Genomic DNA, 22,957 nt, shown 5'->3' on the forward strand with positions numbered 1-22,957 from the left:
GGGTGCCTCGCTATCCTGGAGCGCTGATTCGCGCGCCGATCCCCCCACCCCCGGCGCGGTAGGGAGAAGATCCGTGCGATTCGTCCTGGCGATCGTCAGTTTCGTCATCGGTCTGCTGCTCGTCGGTCTCGCGGTCGGGCAGCGCACCGTGTTCGCGCCACCCTCGTCGCTCGTCGCGGAGTCGTCGAGCGCGGCCTCGGCCCCGGTGACCGTGATCCCGGGGTCGACGCTCAACGCGAACCCCGGGTACCAGCGCATCGATGTCTCGGGTTCCGGGACGGTGTTCGCGGCCTACGGCAGGACCGCCGACGTCGACGCGTGGATCGGTGACGCGAAGCACACCACCCTGCGCTTCGACGCCGAGCAGGACCGCCTGGTCGGCCGCACGACGGGATCGGCCGACTCCGTGCCGGACCCGAAGGGCAGCGACCTCTGGTACCAGGAGTGGGACGGTGCGGGGCGGTTCACCGTCCGGTTGCCCGCCGACGTCTCGGTCGTGGTGCTCGCCGACGGGTCCGACGCCGCGCCGACCGACGTGTCGGTGACCTGGCCGCGGGACACCGCGACGCCCTCCGTCGGTCCGCTCCTCGTCGCGGGCGGACTCTTCCTGGTCGGTGGCGTCGCGCTGCTGGTCTGGGCGTTCCTGCACCAGCGTCGTGGTCGTGGTCCGCGTCGCCGCAGCGGTGGGTCGCGTCCGCCGCGCGTGCGGGCGTCGCGTCGTGCAGCCGCCGCGGGGGCACAGGTGCCGGTCCGCGGTCGTCGTGGCCGTCGTTCCCTGGTGGCCGTGCCGATCGTGCTCGTTGGGGCGCTCGGTCTCGCGGGCTGCTCGTCGGACTACTGGCCGCAGGGCGGTGGCTCCGGCGCCACCCCGACGCCGACCGCCTCGGCCACCGGCGCCGCGGACTCGACCGAACCGACCGCTGCGACCGAGCAGCAGATCCGCCGGATCGTCGAGCGGGTCGCCGAGGTCGCGTCGAAGGCCGATGCCGACCGTGACGCGACGCTGCTCGAGACCCGCTTCACCGGGGCCGCCCTCGACTTCCGCAAGGCGAACTACGCGATCCGCGAGAAGGACACCGACGTCGAGACGCCGCCCGCGATCTCGGCCGGTCAGGTCTGCGTGGCACTCCCGCAGCAGACCGACAGCTGGCCGCGCACGATCTTCACGGTCGTCGCCGAGGACTGCTCCGCGAAGACCGCTCCGCAGGCCCTCACCCTGGTGCAGGACAGCGCGCGCGACGACTACAAGGTCGCCTACGACGTGTCGCTCGAGGCCGCTGCGGAGATCCCGAGCCTGGCGCCGACGTCGATCGGTGCGGCACGGCTCGCCGGGGACACGAAGCTCCTGCGCATGGCACCCGACGACATCGCGGCCGCGTACGGCGACGTGCTGGCGAAGGACTCCGACAGCGACTCCGCCTCGCTCTTCGCCTCCGACGGCGACGGTCTGCGCTCGACGATCGGCAAGGCGTACAAGGACAAGAAGGCCGAGTCGCTGCCGGACACCGCGAAGATCGAGTACTCGTCCGAGGTGCCCGACGACGGCGCCGTGGCGATCGCCACGGACGGTGCGGGTGCGCTCGTGTCGGCCTCGCTCGACGAGGTCGAGAAGGTGACCCCGACCGCGGCCGGCGCCGAGGTCAACACCGAGGGGGCGGTCAAGGCCCTCTCCGGCGTCGACTCGAGCACGAAGGGGATCAGCGCGACGTACAGCGTCCAGCTGCTGTTCTCCGTGCCGCCGGTCGGCAGTGATGAGAAGGTGGTCCTGCTCGGGTTCACGCAGGGCCTGACCGCAGCGAGTGAGGTGCAATGACCAACGTCCCCCCGACCCCGTCCGGTCTCCGCGGAGCCGTCGACCTGTCGTCCCTCGTCGACCGCGCTCAGCGGCCGACGCAGCAAGCGGGTGCTCCCGCCGGAGGCCCGGGCGCAGCCGCGGGCACCGGCGGCGCCGGCGCCGCTGCCGTGCCGGGCGGCGTCCCGGCGACCGGTGCCGGTCCCGATGCCGACCTGACCGTCCCGTCGCTCGTCATCGACGTCACCGACCAGAGCTTCCAGGACGTCCTGCAGCTCTCGTCCGTCGTCCCGGTGATCGTCGACATCTGGGCGGAGTGGTGCGGGCCGTGCAAGCAGCTCTCGCCGATCCTCGAGCAGCTGACCGCGGAGTACGACGGTCGCGTGGTGCTCGCCAAGGTCGACGCGGACACCAACCCGCAGCTCGTGCAGGCGTTCCAGGCGCAGTCGATCCCGACCGTGGCCGCCGTGATCGGTGGTCGGCCGCTCGGACTCTTCGTCGGCGCGCTGCCCGAGGCGCAGGTGCGCGACGTCTTCGAGCAGGTCGTCGCCGCTGCCGAGCAGAACGGCGTGACCGGTCGGGTCACCGTCGACGGCGCTGCCGAGACGGAGCCCCAGGGCGAGCCCGCTCCCGAGCCGCTGCCGCCGCACCACCAGGCAGCGTACGACGCCATCGAGCGGGGCGACTACGCCGCCGCCGTGCAGGAGTACAAGACCGCGATCGCGCAGGACCCGAACGACCAGATGGCCGTCGCCGGGCTCGCGCAGGTCTCGTTGCTCGACCGGTTGAACGGTCGCACGGCCGACGAGCTCCGCAGTGCCGCGGCCGCGGCGCCGCAGGACGTCGAGGCGCAGATGGCCGTCGCCGACCTGGACGTCAGCGGAGGGCACGTCGAGGACGCCTTCGGGCGGCTGCTCGACCTGGTCCCGACGGTGTTCGGTGCGGACCGTGAGACGCTGCGCGTCCGGCTCGTCGAGTACTTCGAGCTGATCGGGGTGGACGACCCGCGTGTGGCCGCGGCACGGCGCCGTCTGGCGAGCGCACTGTACTGACCAACGCGCCACCGTCGGCCGGTACGAGACGCCGGCGTCAGTGCGAGACGCCGCAGGAACCACGAGACGCCCCCGGGAACGGGGGCGTCTCCTGTGTTCGGGGGCGTCTCGCGCGGCGTGCACCGCGGACGACACGGGCGGACGACGGACGGGAGGCCCGGTGCCAGCTGGCACCGGGCCTCCCGTCCGTCCCGTGGTCGCGTCCGCGCGGCGGCGGGGTCAGTCGGCCAGTCGCAGCCAGACCGCACCCAGCGGCGGGACCACCAGGTGGGCCGAGGCCGGGCGGCCGGCCCACGGCGTCTCGTCGGCCGTGACCGAACCCATGTTGCCGACACCGGACCCGCCGTACTCCGTGGCGTCGGTGTTGAGCACCTCGTGCCAGGTGCCCGCAGCGGGCAGCCCGAACCGGCGCTCGACGGGTACCCCGGAGAAGTTCACGAAGACCGCGAGGCGGTCGTCGCCGTCCTTCCGGAGGAACCCGAGCGTCGAGTGCGGCGCGTCGCCGCCCTCGATCCACTCGAAGCCCTCGGGGGAGGAGTCGTGCGTCCACAGCGCCGGGGTCTCCTTGTAGACGCGGTTCAGCGACGCCACGAGGTCCTGCACGCCGAGGTGTCCCGGATCGTCGAGGAGCCACCAGTCCAGCCCCCGGGCCTCGGACCACTCCGACGGCTGGGCGAACTCCTGGCCCATGAAGAGCAGTTGCTTGCCGGGGTGCGCCCACATGAACGCGAGGTAGGCCCGGACGTTCGCGAGCTTCTGCCACTCGTCGCCGGGCATCTTCCCGTAGAGCGAGCCCTTCCCGTGCACGACCTCGTCGTGGCTGATCGGCAGGGTGAACTGCTCACTGAAGGCGTAGACCAGCGAGAACGTGATCTCGTCGTGGTGGTACGCGCGGTACGCCGGGTCACGCTCGATGTACTGCAGCGAATCGTGCATCCAGCCCATGTTCCACTTCTGGCCGAAGCCGAGCCCGCCGGCGCTCGTCGGCTGGGTGACCCCGGGCCACGAGGTGCTCTCCTCGGCGATCATCACGATGCCGGGGTAGCGCTTGTAGGCCGTGGCGTTCGTCTCCTGCAGGAACGAGATCGCCTCGAGGTTCTCGCGACCGCCGTGGATGTTCGGCAGCCACTCGGTGCGGGAGTAGTCGAGGTACAGCATCGAGGCCACGGCGTCGACCCGCAGGCCGTCGATGTGGAACTCCTCGAACCAGTAGAGCGCGTTCGCCACCAGGAAGTTGCGGACCTGCGGGTGCCCGAAGTCGAACACGAAGGTGCCCCAGTCGAGCTGCTCACCGCGACGCGGATCCGGGTGCTCGAACAGCGCGTAGCCGTCGAACTTCGCGAGTGCCCACTCGTCCTTCGGGAAGTGTCCCGGTACCCAGTCCATGATCACGCCGATGCCGGCGCTGTGCAGGCGGTCGATCAGGTAGCGCAGGTCGTCCGGCGTGCCGAAGCGCGCGGTCGGAGCGTAGTACCCGGTGACCTGGTAGCCCCACGAGCCACCGAACGGGTGCTCGGCGAGCGGCAGGAACTCGACGTGGGTGAACCCGAGGTGCTGCACGTGGCCGATGAGCGCATCGGCGGCCTCGCGGTAGGAGAGCCCGGGGCGCCACGATCCGAGGTGCACCTCGTAGACGCTCATCGGCGCATCGTGGGTCGTCGTCTGCGCTCGACGCGCCATCCAGGCGGTGTCGCCGTCGGACCACGTGTGGTCGGAGGCGGTGACGACCGAGGCGGTCAGCGGCGGGACCTCGGTGCGTCGGGCGAACGGGTCCGCTCGCTCGACCCAGCCGGAGTCGGTGAGGATCTGGAACTTGTACCGCTGCCCGACGAGGGCGCCGGGCCAGAAGAGCTCCCACACGCCGAGGTCGTTCAGGCGACGCATCGCGGTGGTGCGGCCCTCCCACCCCTCGAAGTCCCCGATCACGCGGACGGCGGTGGCGCGGGGTGCCCACACGGTGAACGCGACGCCGTCGACGCCGTCGACGGTGCGGACGTGCGCGCCGAGGTGCTGCCAGAGCTGCTCGTCACGGCCCTCGCCGAGCAGGTGGAGGTCGAGCTCGCCGATGGTCGGCGCGAAGCGGTAGGCGTCGTCGGTGGTCCACGTCGCGTCGTCGGCGTCGGTGGACTCGTCGAGGTCGTAGTCGGCCTCGACGCGGTACCGACCGAGCGTGCCGGTCGTGGCGCCCGCCCAGAGACCGTCGCCCTCGTGGGTCAGTTCGACGTCGTCGCCGTCGGGGCGCACGATGCGGACGGCCGTCGCGAGGTGCCGGACGACGCGCACGCTCGTGCCCCCGTCCACCGGGTGCGGACCGAGCACGTCGTGCGGCTGGGACCAACGGCCCTCGGCCACCTGCTGGCGGAGCCAGTCCTCGACCGGCGCCGGCCGGGGAGCCGCTCCCGAGGTCGGGGCGACGTCGGAGCCGCCGGCGGGCGCTACGTGCTGCGGTGCTGCGTGCTGCGGTGCCGCGGGCTGTGGTGCTGCGGACTCGGGTGCTGGGACGAGGTCCGCCGCGGTCGCCGTCGCTCCCGGTGCCGCCGAGCGTCCGCCCTCGGAGAGCGGTGCGTCCGCGCCGTCCGCCGACAGACCGGTCGGGTCCGTGTGCTCCGGACCGGTCGGTGCCGGGGAGCCGTCACGAGCTGCGCCGGCGAGGGTCGCCGACTCCGGGACCCCGCGGTCCGGCGTCTCCTTCGCCACGGGCGCGGCGCCGGGGAGGTCCTCGTGCGGTGCCGAGACCCGAGGCTCGTACCGGGGGGCCGGTTGGTCGGCCGGCCGGACCACGCCTGGGGCACGGGAGCGGGTCACGGGCGGCGGCGGGGGCGGCACCGGCGGGACGCTCGGCCCCTGGCCTCGGTCCGGGGTGGCGGGGGTGGGACGGTCGGAGCCCATCGGCGGGGTCCCCTTCGGGTCGCTGTCGGTCATCGGACGGGTCCCTCCACGACGAGCAGGTGCACGGGCTCCTGGAAGGCGTCGAGGCGGACGTAGTTGGACGAACCCCACTCCCAGCGCTGCCCGGTGACGACGTCGCGGACGACGAACGGCTGCTCGTTCGGCAGCCCGAGCGCGGCGAGGTCGAGGTGCACGGTGGTCTCGCGCGCCGAGTGCGGGTCGACGTTCGCGACGACGATCACCGTGTCCGCGCGGCCCGACCGGATGAACTCGGCGGGCAGGTGCTTCGAGTAGACGACGATCGCCGGGTCCTCGGCGTCGTGGACGTGCAGGTTCCGGAGCTGACGCAGCGCGGGGTGGGCCTGACGGAAGCGGTTGAGCATCGTGACGTACGGCGCGAGGCTCGCGCCCTCGGCCTCGGCCAGGGCGAAGTCGCGCGGCTTGTACTCGTACTTCTCGTTGTCGATGTTCTCCTCGGACCCCGGGCGTGCGACGTCCTCGAAGAGCTCGTACCCGGCGTACATGCCCCAGGTCGGCGCCCCGGTCGCGGCGAGCGCGGCGCGCACCTTGTAACCGGCGCGACCGCCGAACTGCAGGTACTCGGTGAGGATGTCGGGGGTGTTCACGAAGAGGTTCGGGCGCAGGTAGGCGCTCGTCTCGTGGCTGAGCTCGGAGAAGTAGTCCTCGATCTCCTCCTTCGTGTTCCGCCACGTGAAGTACGTGTACGACTGCTGGAACCCGGCCTCGGCCAGGGCGCGCATCATCGCCGGGCGGGTGAAGGCCTCGGCGAGGAACACCGTGTCCGGGTGCTGGTCGCGGACCTCGCGGATGACGCGTTCCCAGAACCAGAGCGGCTTGGTGTGCGGGTTGTCGACGCGGAAGATGCGGATCCCGAACGCGATCCAGTGCTCGAGGACCCGCAGGACCTCGGTGACGATGCCCTCGGGGTCGCTGTCGAACTGGATCGGGTAGATGTCCTGGTACCGCTTCGGCGGGTTCTCGGCCGTGGCGATCGACCCGTCCGCCCGGACCGTGAACCACTCGGGGTGCTGGTCCACCCACGGGTGGTCGGGGGAGCACTGGAGTGCGAAGTCGAGCGCGACCTCCATCCCGCTGTTCTTCGCCGTCTCGACGAAGACGCGGAAGTCGTCCTCGGTGCCGAGGTCGGGGTGGATCGCGTCGTGCCCGCCCTCGGGACCACCGATCGCCCACGGGCTGCCCGGGTCGTGCGGTCCCGGGGTGAGCGTGTTGTTCGGGCCCTTGCGCGCCGTGGTGCCGATCGGGTGGATCGGCGGGAGGTAGACCACGTCGAAGCCCATGCGCGCGACGGCCGGGAGCCGGCGGGCCGCGGTGCGGAAGTCGCCGCTCCTCCACGAGCCGTCGGCGTTCTTCTTCGCCCCTTCGCTGCGGGGGAAGAACTCGTACCAGGCGCCGACGCCCGCGCGCTGCCGCTCGACGTCGAGGAGCTGCGTGGGGGAGTGCGTCCGGAGCGAGGTCAGCGGGGAGTCCTCGACCTCACCCGTGATGCGCGGGTCGTCGACGGCCGTGAGGCGCTCGGTCGGCTCGAGGTCGGTGTCCCGCAGCTGCTCGGCCGCGCGGACGGCGGCGCTGGAGTCGGTCTCGGCGGCGAGTCGGTCGAGCAGGACGGCGCCGTCGAGGAGCGTCGCCTCGGTGTCGACACCGGCGGCGATCTTGAGCCGGGCGGCGTGCAGCCACGTCGCCCAGTCGTCGGAGAACGACTCGACGTGCCACGTCCAGACGCCGACGTGGTCGACCTGCACGGTGGCCTCGTAGCGGTCCGTGCCGGGGGCGCCGAGCAGCATCGGCACGGTGCGTGTGCCGCCGTCCGGGCGTTCGAGCACGAGGTCGGCGCCGATGATCCCGTGGCCCTCGCGGAAGACGGTCGCGCCGAACGTGATCACCTCGCCGTCGAACGCCTTGCCCGGGAACCCGTTCGGGGTCGTCGGCGCGAGCTGGGTGATCGGGATGCGTCCGATCTTCGGTCGGCGGGGTCGATCTGCGGTGGCCACGGAGGCGACGCTACCCGGCCGGAGCGCTCGCGTTCCCCGGAACGCGTTCCCTGTGCAGTGTCGGGCGCGTCACACGGCCTGTGCAGGACGCGCACGTGCGGGCTCCGTCGCCCGTTCCTTCCCCGGACGGGCGCGCGGAGGGCCACGACCGCCCTACGCCACCTCGAAGACGTGGATGCCGGGGCCGTACGCGGTGAAGACCTGCCCGCCCGGCCGGAGCCGCTCGTGGTCGCGGTGCTTCTCGCTCGACCAGGCCAACCGGTACCCGAGCACGTCCTGGCGCGCCGGCAGCGTCAGGTCCCGCGTCCGCCCGCTGCCGTGCACGACCACGAGCACCCGGTCGAACGGCTCGTGCTCCGGGGTCGACTCGGCGAAGTACTGCACGACCCGGTGGATGGGTTGGTCCCACCCCTCGGGGGTCATCGGCTGCCCGTCCGGTCCGTACCACGCCATGCGCGACGCTCCGGGCGTCTCCCGCCCCTCGACCCCGAAGCGCGTCGGCCGGAGCGCCGGGTGCGCTGCGCGCAGCCGCGTGAGCGCCGCGACCGCCTCGGTCATCGCCTCGGCGTCCTCGTCGTCCGACCAGTCGACGGCGGTCAGGTCGTCGGACACGACGTAGGCGTTGTTGTTGCCGTGCTGCGTCCTGCTGCGCTCGTCGCCGGCGGTCAGCATCGGGATGCCCGCCGAGAGCATCAGGGTGCCGACGAGGTTCCGCATCGACCGGCCCCGGGCGGCACGCACCCCGCGGTCGGCCGTGTCGCCCTCGATCCCGTGGTTGAACGAGCGGTTGTCGTCGGACCCGTCCCGCCCGTCCTCGCCGTTCGCCTCGTTGTGCTTGCGGTCGTGCGAGACGAGGTCGAGCAGCGTGAAGCCGTCGTGGGCCGTGACGAAGTTGACGCTCGCGAGGGGGCCGCGCTCCTGGCCGAAGGTGCCGCGGGACCCGGTGAGCGCCTCGGCGAGCCGACCGATGCCCGCCTGCGGGGTGCCGTTCCGGCGTTCCTCGGCGACGTCGGTCAGCCAGAACTGGCGGACGGTGTTCCGGAACCCGTCGTTCCACTCGCTCGTGCCGGGGCCGAACGCCCCCGTGCGCCACCCGTCGGGACCGACGTCCCACGGCTCGGCGACGACGAGCACGTCCTGCAGGTCCGGGTGCTGCCGGATGCGCTCGAGCAACGGGTGCGCCGGGTCGAACACGTGGTGCTCGTCGCGGGCGAGCGCCGCCATCAGGTCGAACCGGAACCCGTCGACCTGCACCTCGCGCGCCCAGTAGCGCAGGCTCTCGACGACCATGTCCGCGGTGGCCTCGACCGAGGTGTCGAGCGTGTTCCCGCAGCCGGTGGTGTCGTAGTACGACGCACCGTCCTCGGTCCAGCGGTACCGCCCCGCCCCGTCGATGCCGCGCAGCGAGGTGGTGGGTCCGCCGGTGCCCTCCTCGGCGGTGTGGTTGTAGACGACGTCGAGCAGCACCTGGATGCCCGCCTCGTGCAGGAGTCGCACCATGCCCTTGAACTCGCGGAGCACCGCGGAGGCACCCGCGGCACGGGCGTCCGACGAGGCGTGGGCCGCGTGCGGTGCGAAGAACCCGAGGGTGTTGTAGCCCCACGCGTTCTCGCGACCGGCGTCCCGGAGCCACGCCTCGGTGTCGAACGCGTGCACGGGCAGCAGCTCGAGGGTCGTCACGCCGATGCGGCGCAGGTGGGCGATGGTGCTCGGGTGCGCGACGCCGGCGTACGTCCCGCGCAGGTGCTCGGGGACGTCGGGGTTCGCAGCGGTGAGCGTGCGGACGTTCGCCTCGTACACGACGGTCCGGTCCAGGGGGACGTCGGGCTTCGGCACACCGCCCCAGTCGAAGGCATCGTCGACCACGACGCTCGTCCACCGTGGGCCGCCGCTCCCAGCGACCGTCGCCGCGGGGACGATGCCACGCGCGTACGGGTCGAGCAGCGGTCGCGCGGGGTCGAACGCGTGGCGGGGTCCGTCCGGACCGTCGACGAGCAGGTGGTACCGATCGCCCGGCCGCACGTCCGGCGTCTCCGCCGCCCACCGGTCGGTGCCGTCGGTCCGCGACAGGACGTGGCGGGTCTCGACACCGTCGGCGTCGACGACCACGAGGGTCACCGCGGTCGCGGAGGCGGAACGCACCGAGAAGCGGGGCACGCCGTCACCGAGGCGGAAGCCGGGGGTCTCGTCGATCGCGGTGCGGTGCATGACGACCAGGGTACGAGGGGCCGGAGGTATCCTGTGAACGCACACGGAAGGGGCGCAGTCATGCCGGTCTACCTCGACCACGCGGCGACGACGCCCATCCTGCCCGCGGCGCTCGCCGCGTTCACCCGGGCCCTGGCCACGGTGGGCAACCCGTCGTCGATCCACAGCGCCGGCCAGCGCGCGAAGATGCTGCTCGAGGACGGTCGCGCCGCGGTCGCCCGGTCGCTCGACGCGGAGCCGGTCGAGGTCGTCTTCACCTCCGGCGGCACCGAGAGCATCAACCTCGCGGTCAAGGGGCTGTACTGGGCGCGGCAGCAGGACCGTCCGCGGCCGCGCATCGTCGTGCCGGCGGGCGAGCACCACGCCACCGTCGACACGGTCGAGTGGCTCGAGCGCCACGAGGGCGCCGTCGTCGACGTGGTCCCGCTGGACGCGCAGGGTCGCGTCGACCTCGTCGGCCTGGAGGCACGGCTCGCCGACGCCTCGGACGTCGCCCTGGTCACGTTCCTGTGGGCGAACAACGAGGTCGGGACCCTGCAGCCGGTCGACCGCATCGTCGAGCTGGCGCACGCCGCCGGTGTGCCGGTGCACAGCGACGCCGTCGCGGCGTACGGGCAGGTCCCGGTGTCGTTCGCGGCCTCCGGCCTCGACGCGCTCAGCGTGTCGGCGCACAAGATCGGTGGGCCGGTCGGGATCGGCGCGCTGGTCCTCGGGCGCCGTGCGACGGTCGAGCCGCTCATCCACGGCGGTGGCCAGCAGCGACAGGTCCGCAGCGGGACGCAGGACGCCCCGGCGGCGGCGGCCTTCGGGGTCGCCGCCGACGCCGGGCTGCACGACGCGTCGGCCCTGCGCGACCGGCTCGTCGCGGGGGTCCTGGAACGCGTCCCGACCGCCGTGCTCATGGGCGACCCGGTCGACCGGCTCCCCGGCAACGCCCACTTCACCTTCCCCGGGTGCGAGGGCGACTCGCTGCTGTTCCTGCTCGACGCGGCCGGGGTCGCCGTGTCGACCGGGTCCGCCTGCCAGGCCGGCATTCCCGAGGCGTCGCACGTGCTGCTCGGCATGGGCCTGTCCGAGGACGAGGCCCGCGGCGCCCTGCGCATCACGCTCGGGCACACCTCGACCGAGGCCGACGTCGACGCCTTCCTCGCCGCGCTGCCCGACGCGGTCGCCCGGGCCGGCGCAGCCGGCCTGGCGTCCCGGACGCCTCTGCTCGGACGCTGAGCGACCAGGTCCCCACGGCTCTCCACAGCGGCCACCTGCCGGACGCGAGCCCACACGGCGCAGTGCGGCGAGCCTCCCGGCCGGTGGGCACCGGTAGGATCGGTGACCATGGTCGAACTTGACTTCACCGAGCAGCTGTCCGCCCTCCGCGAGACCTTCGGCAACATCCGCTCGGTCGTCGACGTCGACCGGCTCCAGCGCGAGATCGCCGAACTGAGCGAGCAGGCGGGTGCCCAGGACCTGTGGGACGACGTCGAGCACGCGCAGCAGGTGACGAGCGCGCTCTCGCACAAGCAGGCCGAGCTCCGGAAGATGACCGACACCGAGCAGCGCATCGACGACCTCGAGGTCCTCGTCGAGATGGCGAACGAGGCCGACGACGCCGACTCCGCGGCCGAGGCGCAGGACGAGCTCAAGGCCATCCAGAAGACCATGGGCGACCTCGAGGTGCAGACCCTCCTCGACGGCGAGTACGACGAGCGCCCCGCGGTGATCACGATCCGCGCCGGTGCCGGCGGTGTCGATGCGGCGGACTTCGCCGAGATGCTCCTCCGCATGTACCTGCGCTACGCCGAGCAGCACGGCTTCAAGACCACCGTCATGGACACCTCCTACGCGGAGGAAGCGGGCATCAAGTCCGCGACGTTCGAGGTCGACGCGCCGTACGCCTTCGGCACGCTCTCGGTCGAGGCCGGCACGCACCGCCTCGTCCGCATGTCGCCGTTCGGTGCCGCGGGCAAGCGCCAGACCTCGTTCGCCGCGGTCGAGGTCATCCCGCTCATGCCGGAGACCGCGGTCATCGACATCCCGGAGAACGACATCCGGGTCGACGTGTTCCGGTCCTCCGGCCCCGGTGGCCAGTCGGTCAACACCACCGACTCCGCCGTCCGCCTGACCCACCTGCCGACCGGCACCGTCGTGTCCATGCAGAACGAGAAGTCGCAGATCCAGAACCGCGCAGCCGCCATGCGCGTGCTGCAGTCGCGCCTGCTGCTCCTGAAGAAGGAGGAGGAGAACGCGAAGAAGAAGGAGCTCGCCGGCAACATCACGGCGAGCTGGGGCGACCAGATCCGCTCGTACGTCCTCGCGCCGTACCAGATGGTCAAGGACCTCCGGAGCGAGCACGAGGTCAACAACCCGTCGTCGGTGTTCGACGGGGACCTGGACGGCTTCATCAACGCGGGCATCCGCTGGCGCAAGCAGGGCGACGATTCCTGAGCGAGCTCGCGGGGGAGTCGAGCCGCGCGCCTCGGTTGACTTCCGGCCCACCCGACCTAGCCTGATCCGGTCATGATCAAATTCGACCAGGTCACCAAGGTCTACTCGGGCAACCCGAGTCCCGCGCTCGACGACCTCTCCCTCGAGATCCTCAAGGGTGAGTTCGTCTTCCTCGTCGGCGCGTCCGGCTCCGGCAAGTCGAGCTTCCTCCGTCTCGTGCTCAAGGAGGAGAAGCCGACCCGCGGGCAGATCCACGTGCTCGGCCAGCGCCTCGGCGCGCTGTCGTCGCGCAAGGTCCCGTACTTCCGCCGCAACCTCGGTGTGGTCTTCCAGGACTTCCGGCTCCTGCCGAACAAGAACGTCTTCGACAACGTCGCGTTCTCGCTCCAGGTGATCGGCAAGAGCAAGGGCTTCATCAGCGAGGCCGTCACCGACGTGCTCAAGCTCGTCGGCCTGGCCGGCAAGGCCACCCGGATGCCGCACGAGCTCTCCGGCGGTGAGCAGCAGCGCGTCGCGATCGCCCGTGCGGTCGTCAACAAGCCGGCGATCCTGCTGGCCGACGAGCCCACCGGCAACCTCGACCCGACCACCTCGGCGGGCATCATGGCGCTCCTCGAACGCATCAACCAGGGAGGCACCACCGTGCTCATGGCGACGCACGACGCCAGCATCGTGAACCAGATGCAGCGCCGGGTCATCGAGCTCTCGAACGGCACCGTCCTGCGCGACGAGCAGTCCGGCGGGTACCAGACGCAGGCGCTGCCGATCCAGCGCGGCTCCGGCGTCTCGAACACGACCGGCATCCAGACGATCCCGGGGCTCATCCGATGAGGCTCGGGCTCGTCATGTCCGAGGTCGGCTCGGGCCTGCGGCGCAACGCGTCGATGGTGGTCTCGGTCGTCCTGGTGACCTTCATCTCGCTCACCTTCGTGGGCACGGCGATCCTGCTGCAGATGCAGATCAACCAGATGAAGGGGTACTGGTACGACCGGGCGCAGGTCGCGGTGTACCTGTGCACCGACACCGACACCACCGGCAACTGCACCGGTGCCAAGGCGACCGAGGACCAGCGCGAGCAGGTCCAGGCGCAGCTCGACTCGTCCACCCTGAAGCCGTACATCGAGAAGACGTACTACGAGGACCAGGACCAGGCGTTCACGCGGTTCAAGGAGCAGTTCAAGGACTCGCCCGCGACCGAGTTCGTGAAGCCGGAGTACCTCAACGAGACCTTCTGGGTGAACCTGAAGAACCCGTCGCAGGCGGACGTGCTCGTCGAGAGCCTGTCGAAGGTCGCCGGCGTGCAGAGCGTCGTCGACCAGCGCGGGTACCTGCAGCCGATCTTCAACCTGCTCAACGCATCGTCGTACACGGCGATCGGCATCGCGTCGCTGATGCTCGTGGCGGCCGTGCTGCTCATCGCGACCACCATCCGACTCTCGGCGTTCAGCAGGCGACGCGAGCTCGGCATCATGCGCCTGGTCGGGGCGTCGAACCGGTTCATCCAGACACCCTTCGTGCTCGAGGGGGTGATCGCCGCCGCGATCGGAGCGGTGCTCGCCGGTGGCGCGATCACCGCGGTGGTCTGGTTCTTCGTCCGGAACTACCTGGCGCAGCGGTTCTCCGGCACCGCCTTCATCGGCATGAGCGACGCGGCCGTGGTCGTGCCCGCGGTGATCGTGATCGGCGTGCTCCTGGCCGGGGTCTCGGCGCTCATCGCGATCCGCCGGTACCTGCGCGTCTGACCCGGCCCGGGCGGCGGTCGATCGTCCGGCGCGAGGCTCGCCGTGGCGGACATCTTCGCGGTGGTCCTGCCATGAACGTGTCCGCCTGCGCGAGCCTGGGGTTGCCGGCGCACCGCGGCGCGCCGGGAAGGTGCGCCGCGGTCGTCGTGTTCACTAGGCTGTAGGGCTGCGCAGCAGCACCGGGGCCCGTGCCCGGTCACGAAGGGAGTCACCATGGCGAAGGAACGCGGCGAGAAGATCGTGGCGACCAACCGTCGCGCGCGCCACGACTACCTGATCGAGGACACGTACGAGGCGGGCATGGTGCTCTCGGGTACCGAGGTGAAGTCCCTCCGCGAGGGGCGGGCCTCACTCGTCGACGGCTACGCGTTCATCGACGGTGGCGAGGCCTGGCTCGACTCCGTGCACATCCCCGAGTACACCGAGGGGACGTGGAACAACCACGCGCCGCGGCGGAAGCGCAAGCTCCTCCTGCACAAGCAGCAGATCGTGAAGATCTCGCACAAGACCGCGCAGGGCGGGTACACGCTCGTGCCGATGAAGATCTACTTCCACGACGGCCGGGCGAAGGTCGAGATCGCGGTCGCCAAGGGCAAGCGCGAGTTCGACAAGCGTCAGGCCCTGCGCGAGAAGACCGACAAGCGCGAGGCCGAGCGCGCCATGCGCTCGCGCAACCGCCTCGGCGAGTGAGCGCGGCGGGGTGAGCCCTCGGCGAACGTCGGTGGCGTCGTCCAGCACACCCCGCTAGGCTGGGGTCCGCTCCTCACGGGGAGCATTGGCAACTCAACAGCGTGACAGCGGCTCGCACGTCACGGCCCGTACGGGGATGATCGGTTTCGACATTGCCTGTGTGCCGACGGGAAGCGGGCCGAGGACCCACGGTCATCTCGTGAACGATCCGTGGAAAACAACAAGTGCCAATTCCAAGCGCACTGACTTCGCTCTCGCTGCGTAAGCAGCCCAGCACATGAAGTCCGTCGGCCAGGTGATCGTCTTCTAACCTGAGTTCCGGCGTCATCCAGAGGACTTGCTGCACGGTTGCGCCTCAGGGCCGTGCGGGACTTGCACTGAGACTGGGCCCGTCGTCCTAGAAGCCGGTAGCAAAGGACGGGGCCGAGCAGAACGACTCATCCGGATACGCCCGTAGAAGACGTCGAACCGCAGCGATGGACGGGGGTTCGATTCCCCCCATCTCCACCAACGCCGTACCGTCGAGCCGCTGTCGCGCTGATCGAACCGAGATCGCCACCCGAACGCCCCGTCGTCGTCCCCCAGGACGGCGCCGGGGCGTTCGTCGTTCCCCCGGGGTCCCGGACTACTGTCCGGAGCGAGCGCGGGGCTGGTCCTGCGTCGACCCGACCGGGAGGGCAGCACGTGGTGCAGGAGATCGCGATCCGAGTCCGTCTGCGCGAGCAGGACCGTCTGGGACTGGCGGAGTACGAGCGGATCGTGGGGTCCGTCGCGACCGTCGCCGCCGTCGTCGCCTGGCTGCCGACGCCCGGGTCACGGCTCGTCGTCCGCGGTCGTGGTGCCGAGCCGGTGCGCCTCGAGACGGTGTCGTACGGCACCGTGTTCGAGATGCTCGTCGTGCTCGACCAGCGCTCGGCCGCGGTGGAACGGGCAGCGTCGGCGGTGGCCGCGCTGGTGACGTCGGTGCGCGACGAGCACGTCGAGGACGACGACGCGGGCATCGCCGGCGAGTTCGACCGCCTCGATCGGTCGGCGCCGCGTGGTCGCTCGGCGGTGGAGCTGGCGCTGCGTGGGTTCCTCGAGGGAGCCCGGGCCGACGTGCTCGCACGGAGGACCACCACGCGGGTCCGTGCTGCCCAGGCGCTCCTGCGGCTCGCCGAGGACGGGGCGGAGCTCGTGGTGGAGCGGGTCGAGGACGCCCGGGCACCCGTGGTCGAGGAGCAGCAGGTCGACGTGCTCTCGGACACCGGCACGTCCGTCGTGGTCGAGCCGGTCGACGGGATCGCGCCCTCCGGTGTCCGCGCCTCGCGCACGGTGGTCGACGACGACTTCCCGGCGGAACAGCCCGGCGAGCAGGACGAGGGCACGAAGCCCGAGGACGAGGACGAGGACGAGAAGCAGTCCGACAAGAAGAAGAAGGACAAGAAGAAGAAGGACAAGAAGAAGAAGGACAAGAAGAAGAAGTCCGACAAGAAGCAGTCCGACAAGAAGCAGTCCGACAAGAAGCAGTCCGACAAGAAGCAGTAGGACCACGCGGTAGGGCCGGGTCAGAAGTCGAACAGGTTCGCCCGCAGGCCGCCGTCGCCGTACTCCCGGCGCAGCAGCCCCCGGCGGCGCAGTGCGGGCACGAGGTCGCCCGTCAGCCGGTACACCTGCGCCGGGTGCAGGTCGCCGGACAGGATGAACCCGTCGTTGTCCGCGTCCGCCCCGAGCTCCTCCACGAAGTCCGCGAACTCCTCGGCCGTCCCGACGAACCCCTCGCGCGCGCTGATCCGCCCGAGCCGGGCCTTCCGGGTCAGGAGTTCCCGGAGGGGCGCGTCCGGCGTGTCCCCGACCAGCCCACGGACCGTGCCCGCGGACACGTGGTCGCCGAAGGTCCCGTCCGGGATCGGTGCGTCCAGGTCGAGGGCGAGCAGGTCCGTCTCGGAGTCGCTCGACCACGCGACGGCGGCGGCTCGGAGATCGGCATCCGACGGGTGTCGTGACGCGGCGACGACCCGCTCGGCCTCCTCGACCGAGGGCACCAGGACCGGCTTGAGCACGAACAGCACCCGCAGGTCGTCCGCGCTGCGCCCGGCGTCGGCCGCGGCGGTCAGCACCCGGGACCGGTACGCACGGACCGCCTCGGCCGTCAACGGTGCGAGTGCGAGCTGCACGTCCGAGTGCGTCCCGGCGAACCCGAGCCCGCGTCCGGATCCGCCGGGGGAGACCACGATCGGGTCAGCGTCGAGCGGGAGCGCATTGAGCGGGCCGTCGGCGGTGAAGTACGCGCCCTCGTGGTGGAACGCGTCGAGTGCGTCGCCGTCGGCGAAGTGCCAGTCCGTCGGGTCCCCGACGTAGCCGTCGCTCCACGAGTGCCAGAGCCGTCGGAGCAGCGTGATCCACTCCTCGGCGCGGTCGTACGCGGCGTCGTGCGGGAGCGGTGCCGCACCGACGTGCCGGGCGCTGCCGGTGTCGGTCACGACGTTCAGCCCGAAGCGGTCCGAGGACAGGTGCGCGAGTGTCGCGGCCTGCCGCGCGGCGAGGTACGGCGGTGTGATGCCGGCGTTCACCGTCGGTGCGATGCCGATGTGCTGCGTCACCGCGAACAGGTACGGCGCGAGCAGCAGCGGGTCGTGCTTCGGACCGCCGTACGCCTGCCGGATCCGCAGGTCGAGGGTCGCCGGACTGCCGAGGGAGATCGCGTCCTCGGCGATCACGAGGTCCATCCCCGCCTGCTCGAGCGCCCGGACGGACTGCTGGTACAGGTCGGGCTTCGTCCAGTCGTGGCCCCAGTCCCAGTCGGACCGTCCCCAGGCCTGCGGGCCGAACCCCCGCGAGAAGAAGTACCCGAAGTGCTGCAGGTCGCCCACCGTCAGACCTCCTGCCCGACGAGGTGGCCCTGCGGGACGGCGCGTGCGAGGGCCGCGACCTCCGTGGCGGGGGCGGGGCGGGCCTCCAGGCCGGCGCCGTCCCGTCCGGTGGCCGCACGCACCGCCGCGAGGCCGCGCTCCACGTCGGCGAGCAGGTCGGTGACGTCCTCGATGCCGACGGACAGCCGGACCAGGCCGTCGCCGATGCCGAGCTCGGCCCGCTCGGCCGCGGTGCGGCCGGCGTGCGTGGTGGTCGCGGGGTGCAGCACGAGCGAGCGCACGTCACCCAGGTGGGTCATCCGACTGATGAGCTGCACCGCGTCGATGAAGGCGCGGGCGGCCGGCTCGCCACCGGCGAGCGTGAAGGCGAAGACCGAGCCGGCCCCACGGGGCAGGTAGCGCTGGGCGAGGTCGTGGTACGGACTGGAGGCGAGCCCCGCGTGGTCGACGCTCGTCACCTCCGGCTGGCGCTCCAGGAAGGACGCGACGGCCAGCGCGTTCGCGACGTGGCGCTCGACGCGGAGCGACAGCGTCTCGATGCCCTGACGCAGCAGGAAGGCGTTGAAGGGCGACGGCGTCGGACCGATCCGCGACGCGACGACGTCACGCGCGTACACCGCGAAGGCCCGGCTGCCGTGGCGCTCGACGTAGCTCTGCCCGCCGAGGGCGCGGTCCGGCGTCGTGAGGTGGGCGAAGCGTTCCGGCGTACGGCCCCAGTCGAAGGTCCCGCCGTCGACGACGAGCCCGCCGAGGCCGGCACCGTGCCCGGAGAGGAACTTCGACGCGGAGTGCACCACGACGTCGGCGCCGTGCTCGACCGGCCGCACCAGGTACGGCGTCGCCAGGGTGTTGTCCACGACGAGCGGCACGCCCGCCCGGTGCGCGGTGTCGGCGACCCCGGCGATGTCGAGGACGTCGTTCTTCGGGTTGGGGATCGTCTCGGCGAAGAAGAGCTTCGTGTTCGGTCGGACCGCGCGGGCCCACGCGTCGAGGTCGCGCTGGTCCGCGACGAAGTCGACCTCGATGCCGAGGCGCGCCAGGTTCTGCAGGAGCAGGCCCTTCGTGCCCTCGTAGATGCTCCGGGCGCTCACGACGTGGTCGCCCGCCTGCAGGAGCCCGAGGAGCGCCACCGTCACCGCCGCCTGGCCGCTGCCGACGAGGATCGCCTCGGCGCTCCGTTCGAGCAGTGCGACGCGGCGCTCGACGTCGGCGTTCGTCGGGTTGCCCAGCCGTGTGTAGGTGTACCCGTCGTCGACACCGGCGAAGCGCTCGCGGGCCTGCTCGAAGTCGTCGAAGAGGAAGCCCGAGGTCATGTGGATCGCGGGGACCCGCGCTCCGTGTGCGGTGTCGGGCAGGAAGCCGCCGTGCACCTGCTCGGTGGCGAAGCCGTGGCCGTCGTTCGACATGGGGTCCTCCTGGCGTGTCCGTCGTGCGGGTACTCTCGCAGGCCGGACGGGCCGGTGGGGCATTGCGGCGTCGGGTTACGGGCCGGCGGTGCCACCCCGAGCGGGAGCGGCCGTGCTCACGTCTGCGTCTGGGTCTGTGTCTGTGTCTGCGTCTGCTCCGGCGAGCAGTGCGGCGAGGCGTCGGGGGAGTCCCGGGGCGATCGGCTCCGGGAGCGCGTCGACCGGGAACCACCGGACGTCCTCGCTCTCGTGGCTCACCGTCGTCCGGGTGGATGGGTCCGCCGTGGCGACGAAGCCGACGTCCCAGTGCGCCGCGCAGGAGAAGCCGCCGTGCAGGTCGTGGCGGTCCAGGTCGGCCACGACGCCGTCGTCGAGCTCGAGACCGACGATGCCGGACTCCTCGCGGGCCTCGCGCCGAGCCGCCCCGGCCAGGTCGGCGTCCCGAGGCTCGAGGTGCCCGCCGAACTGCACCCAGAACCGGCCCTTGCGGTGCAGGCAGAGCAGGACGCGGGACCGATCGGGCGAGAACACGAAGCACGACGCCGTCAGGTGCTCCGTGCCGAGGGAACGGTCGAGTGCAGCGTCCCCGGTGCTGCGGACGAACCCGACGAACCGCTCGCGGTCGGGCGACGGCGCGTCGGTGAGCGCGGCGAGGGCATCGGCGGGGCGCATCCGACGATCGTGGCACGGCGGACGGGTACGTGCACGCGACGAGACGCGTGTCGATCGACGCGTGGGACGGTTCGTGCGCCGGCATCGTGTGCGTGTGCATCGTTCGACACCGCACCGGTCGATCGACGCGTGCGATGTCGCAGGAGCGCGGCCGGGCTGCCGACGCCGGTCCGCCGACGCCTCGGCCCCGGGTCAGAACAGTGTGCGCACCCCGGCGGCGACGGTGTCCCACGTGGCGAGGAGCGGCTCCCGGGCGAGCCACACCGCCACCCCGTTCACCGCCACGAAGAGCACGAACCACAGCACGGCCGGCACCCGCATCTCGGCGGCGGCGATGTGGAAGTCCGTCTGCACCCGGGCGCCGGTCAGCAGCCAGCGGGCGACGTGCACGAGGGACCGCAGACCGTCCACCACGAACGCGGTGCCGACCGCCGCGACGACGAGCACGGTGGCCTCCGACGGCCGGACCGCCACCCACAGCGCGAGCGCGTCGAAGCCGAGCACGACGAGCAGGCCGAACCAGTTCCGCACGAACGCCAGGGCCACCAGGCCGACGACGGCGAGCACCACCACGGGGAGCCACCGCGACCCCTGGAGCACCCCGGAGACGAGCAGCACCCCGGCCCAGAGCGGCGCGCTGTACCCGGCGAAGAGGTTGAGGACCCGGACCAGCCAGCGGATCGCCGCCGGCACGCGCCCGAGTCGGACCCAGGCCTCGCCGGAGCCGTCGGCGTGCAGGTCGATCCGGTCGATGCGTCCGCCGAACGGCACCACGACGACGCAGTGGCCGACCTCGTGCACGATGGTGGCCGCGATCCGGGCGACCCGGCCGACCAGGGGCACGACGGGCAGGACGGCGCCGACCAGGACGGCGACGAACACGAGGGGCGGGGCTGCTGCGGTCAAGACGCCAGGATGGCAGCACCCACCAAGAGGACGCTGACCGCGCGGGCCGTCGGGTCAGTGGACGGCGTCCACGACGACGAGCACCACCACGACGACCGTCGCGACGACCGCGAGGCCGGTCAGGACGACGAGGAACACCGTCACCCGGTTGCGCTGCACGTGCCTGGCTACTCGACCGTCACCGACCTCGCGGCGGCGCGGGGCTTGTCCACCGCGCAACCGAGCTGCAGCGCGAGTTCACGCGCCAGCATCTGCAGGGGCACGACCGCCTCGACCGGACCCCAGGGTGCGAGCGACCGTCCCCAGGCCAGGTCGGTGGCCTCCGCGCGGTCGGCGATCGCCGGTACGTCGGAGCCCGCACCGCCGATCGTGACGACGAGGCCGCCGCGGGCCCGGACCTCGGCGACGGCGGAGGCGATGCGCGGGTCCCCGTGGTCGACCACCACGACCGGGGTGCCGTCGTCGACGAGCGCGAGCGGACCGTGCTTGAGCTCACCGACGGGGCAGGACCGTGCCCACCGGTAGGCGAGCTCCTCCACCTTCAGCGCACCCTCGGCTGCGTAGGGCAGCCCGGGCCCGCGGCCGACGAACAGGAACCCGGGCGCGTCCCGGACCGTCGCGGCCAGGAGCGGGATGCGCTCGGCTGCGACCGCGGCGGCGGCCGCCATCCGCTCGGGCAGTCCGGAGAGCTCGTCGACCAGGGCTGCGGCGCGGGTCGGCTCGAGCCGGCCCGAGGCGACCAGTGCCGACAGGACCGCGGTCACGCCGACGACCACCTGCGCCGTGAAGGTCTTCGTCGCGGCGAGCCCGACCTCGTGGCCGGTGTGGCAGGCGAGCACCGCGTCGGCTCGGCGGGCGAGGGACGAGTGCACGTCGTCCGTCAGCGCCAGGACCGGGTACCGGTCGTCGAGCCGGTCGAGCGCCCGGAGGACGTCCGCGGTCTCCCCGGACTGGCTGATGGCGACGACGAGGGTGCCGCGACCGAGGACGGCGTGGTCCACCTCGCTCGCGACGACGATGTCGGTGGGCACGCCGCCGAGGGTGCGCGCGGTGCCGGCGACGACCTGGCCGGCGTGCAGCGACGTCCCGCAGGCCACCACGGCGAGCCGCTCGAACGCCGGCAGCCCGAGCCCCGTCCAGGTGCTGCCGTCCGCCGTGCGCTGCCGGACGCGCTCGAGCAGGTCGGCGACGACCCGGGGCTGTTCGGCGATCTCCTTGGCCGTGTGGTCCGGGTGGTCGCCGAGGTCGACGTCGAGCGCGGTCGTGGCGAACGGGGACGGGGTGGGGAAGGGCACGGGCACGGCGATGCCCTCCGACGACCAGCTCCACGCCTCGCCGAGCTCGACGACGTCGCCGTCCCGGAGCGGCACGAAGGTCTCGCACCACCGGGCGATGGTGCCGACGTCGCTCGCGACGAAGTCACCCCGTGCCGAGCGTGCGACGACGAGGGGCGACCGGTTCGCGGCGGCGACCATGCGGCCGTCCCGGGCGTCGAGCACGACGATCGCCCAGGAGCCCCGCAGTTGCGCGGTCGCGATCTGCACCGCGAGCACGAGGTCGGGATCGACGCGGAGTGCACGCTCGACCAGGTGCCCGATGACCTCGGAGTCGACCTCGGACCGGAACACGTGCCCCTGCTGCTCGAGCGTCGCCCGCAACCGTCCCGCGTTCTCGACGGTCCCGTTGTGCACGACGCTGATCCGGCCGGAGCAGTCGGCGTGCGGGTGCGCGTTCTCCTCGCGCACCGTCCCGCAGGTCGCCCAGCGGGTGTGCCCGATCCCGAGCCCGGTCGAGGCGTCCTCGGCCGGTACTGCGGCCGCCCGTGCAGCGAGGTCCGCCCGCAGGTCCGCGACGCGGGACACCGACCGGACCGTGGCGATCCGACCGGCGGCGGTCCGCACCGCGACGCCGACGGAGTCGTACCCCCGGTACTCCAGCCGTTCGAGACCGTCGAGCAGGAAGGGGGTCACGTCGTCGCTGACGCGCGCCGCGATGATGCCGCACATACGGTGTCCGTTCGGGTGGTGGACCGGCCCGGTGCCGGGGAGCGGCACCGACCGCCGCCGGGTCTGCCGCGGGTCCGGGTCCGTCGCCCGGCCGGTCCACCCGCGGATCAGGCGGGGGCGGACCGGGAGGGTCGGCGGTTCGGGTACCGGACGGTCGTGATCCGCGGACGGGCCCTTCCGGGAAGGGCACGACGGTCGGTGCACCACGAGCCTCGCCCGGCGGGTCCGCCGGGACAACACCGCGCAGCGGCTCTTGCGGTTCACCGCGCG

General features: G+C 72.2%; 16 protein-coding genes and 1 other RNA gene. 9 read left to right on the forward strand and 8 right to left on the reverse strand.

What is annotated here, in order from left to right; translation table 11 throughout:
• Positions 1-73 precede the first annotated feature (73 nt).
• Both ACIP6W_RS07755 and ACIP6W_RS07760 read left to right on the forward strand, forming a co-directional pair.
• Complete coding sequence (locus ACIP6W_RS07755) at positions 74-1,813, forward strand: hypothetical protein (protein WP_400428944.1); 1,740 nt, start codon at positions 74-76, stop codon at positions 1,811-1,813.
• A complete protein-coding gene (locus ACIP6W_RS07760) occupies positions 1,810-2,844 on the forward strand; it encodes a tetratricopeptide repeat protein (protein ID WP_271826048.1) in 1,035 nt (344 codons plus the stop codon). Before ACIP6W_RS07755 ends, ACIP6W_RS07760 begins: the two co-directional genes overlap by 4 nt.
• Positions 2,845-3,063: 219 nt before the next feature.
• Here the strand turns inward: ACIP6W_RS07760 and glgB are convergent, their stop codons facing one another.
• The 3 genes from glgB to ACIP6W_RS07775 form a co-directional block, all read right to left on the reverse strand.
• Entirely contained in the window at positions 3,064-5,766 is a 2,703-nt protein-coding gene (gene glgB, locus ACIP6W_RS07765; RefSeq protein ID WP_400428946.1) for a 1,4-alpha-glucan branching protein GlgB, read from the reverse strand.
• Entirely contained in the window at positions 5,763-7,763 is a 2,001-nt protein-coding gene (locus ACIP6W_RS07770) for a maltotransferase domain-containing protein (protein WP_400428948.1), read from the reverse strand. Before ACIP6W_RS07770 ends, glgB begins: the two co-directional genes overlap by 4 nt.
• A 153-nt stretch (positions 7,764-7,916) precedes the next feature.
• Positions 7,917-9,971, reverse strand: a complete 2,055-nt coding sequence (locus tag ACIP6W_RS07775) for a glycogen-debranching protein (RefSeq protein ID WP_066654790.1) — start codon at positions 9,969-9,971, stop codon at positions 7,917-7,919.
• Between the two features lie 60 nt (positions 9,972-10,031).
• On the opposite strand from ACIP6W_RS07775, the gene ACIP6W_RS07780 reads away from it, so the two are divergent.
• The 7 genes from ACIP6W_RS07780 (at position 10,032) to ACIP6W_RS07810 (ending at position 16,372) form a co-directional block, all read left to right on the forward strand.
• A complete protein-coding gene (locus ACIP6W_RS07780; RefSeq protein ID WP_400428950.1) occupies positions 10,032-11,195 on the forward strand; it encodes a cysteine desulfurase family protein in 1,164 nt (387 codons plus the stop codon).
• Positions 11,196-11,303: 108 nt separating this feature from the next.
• Complete coding sequence (gene prfB, locus ACIP6W_RS07785) at positions 11,304-12,413, forward strand: peptide chain release factor 2 (protein ID WP_066654787.1); 1,110 nt, start codon at positions 11,304-11,306, stop codon at positions 12,411-12,413.
• A gap of 72 nt (positions 12,414-12,485) precedes the next feature.
• On the forward strand, positions 12,486-13,244 hold the full coding sequence (gene ftsE / locus ACIP6W_RS07790) for a cell division ATP-binding protein FtsE (protein WP_066654786.1): 759 nt from the start codon (positions 12,486-12,488) through the stop codon (positions 13,242-13,244).
• Positions 13,241-14,155 carry a permease-like cell division protein FtsX gene (gene ftsX / locus ACIP6W_RS07795; protein WP_209682249.1) on the forward strand — a complete coding sequence of 305 codons (915 nt, stop codon included), beginning with the start codon at positions 13,241-13,243 and terminating at the stop codon, positions 14,153-14,155. Before ftsE ends, ftsX begins: the two co-directional genes overlap by 4 nt.
• Before the next feature lie 213 nt (positions 14,156-14,368).
• Entirely contained in the window at positions 14,369-14,845 is a 477-nt protein-coding gene (gene smpB, locus ACIP6W_RS07800) for an SsrA-binding protein SmpB (protein ID WP_066654782.1), read from the forward strand.
• A 132-nt stretch (positions 14,846-14,977) separates the two neighbouring features.
• Positions 14,978-15,355, forward strand: a transfer-messenger RNA (tmRNA) gene (gene ssrA, locus ACIP6W_RS07805).
• 174 nt (positions 15,356-15,529) lie between these two features.
• Entirely contained in the window at positions 15,530-16,372 is an 843-nt protein-coding gene (locus ACIP6W_RS07810) for a hypothetical protein (protein ID WP_400428952.1), read from the forward strand.
• A 20-nt stretch (positions 16,373-16,392) separates the two neighbouring features.
• Here the strand turns inward: ACIP6W_RS07810 and ACIP6W_RS07815 are convergent, their stop codons facing one another.
• The 5 genes from ACIP6W_RS07815 to glmS all read right to left on the reverse strand — a co-directional run bounded on the left by ACIP6W_RS07815 (position 16,393) and on the right by glmS (position 22,687).
• Positions 16,393-17,697, reverse strand: a complete 1,305-nt coding sequence (locus ACIP6W_RS07815; RefSeq protein WP_400428954.1) for an LLM class flavin-dependent oxidoreductase — start codon at positions 17,695-17,697, stop codon at positions 16,393-16,395.
• Between the two features lie 2 nt (positions 17,698-17,699).
• Entirely contained in the window at positions 17,700-19,103 is a 1,404-nt protein-coding gene (locus ACIP6W_RS07820; RefSeq protein WP_400428956.1) for an O-acetylhomoserine aminocarboxypropyltransferase/cysteine synthase family protein, read from the reverse strand.
• A 75-nt stretch (positions 19,104-19,178) separates the two neighbouring features.
• Positions 19,179-19,775 (reverse strand): NUDIX hydrolase, encoded by a 597-nt coding sequence (locus tag ACIP6W_RS07825; protein WP_251159698.1) that lies wholly within the window; start codon positions 19,773-19,775, stop codon positions 19,179-19,181.
• 192 nt (positions 19,776-19,967) lie between these two features.
• Complete coding sequence (locus ACIP6W_RS07830; protein ID WP_081984914.1) at positions 19,968-20,681, reverse strand: M50 family metallopeptidase; 714 nt, start codon at positions 20,679-20,681, stop codon at positions 19,968-19,970.
• Positions 20,682-20,848: 167 nt separating this feature from the next.
• Positions 20,849-22,687, reverse strand: a complete 1,839-nt coding sequence (gene glmS, locus ACIP6W_RS07835) for a glutamine--fructose-6-phosphate transaminase (isomerizing) (protein WP_400428958.1) — start codon at positions 22,685-22,687, stop codon at positions 20,849-20,851.
• Positions 22,688-22,957: the final 270 nt, after the last annotated feature.

Source organism: Curtobacterium sp. NPDC088465 (assembly GCF_044753165.1).
Lineage (GTDB): Bacteria > Actinomycetota > Actinomycetes > Actinomycetales > Microbacteriaceae > Curtobacterium.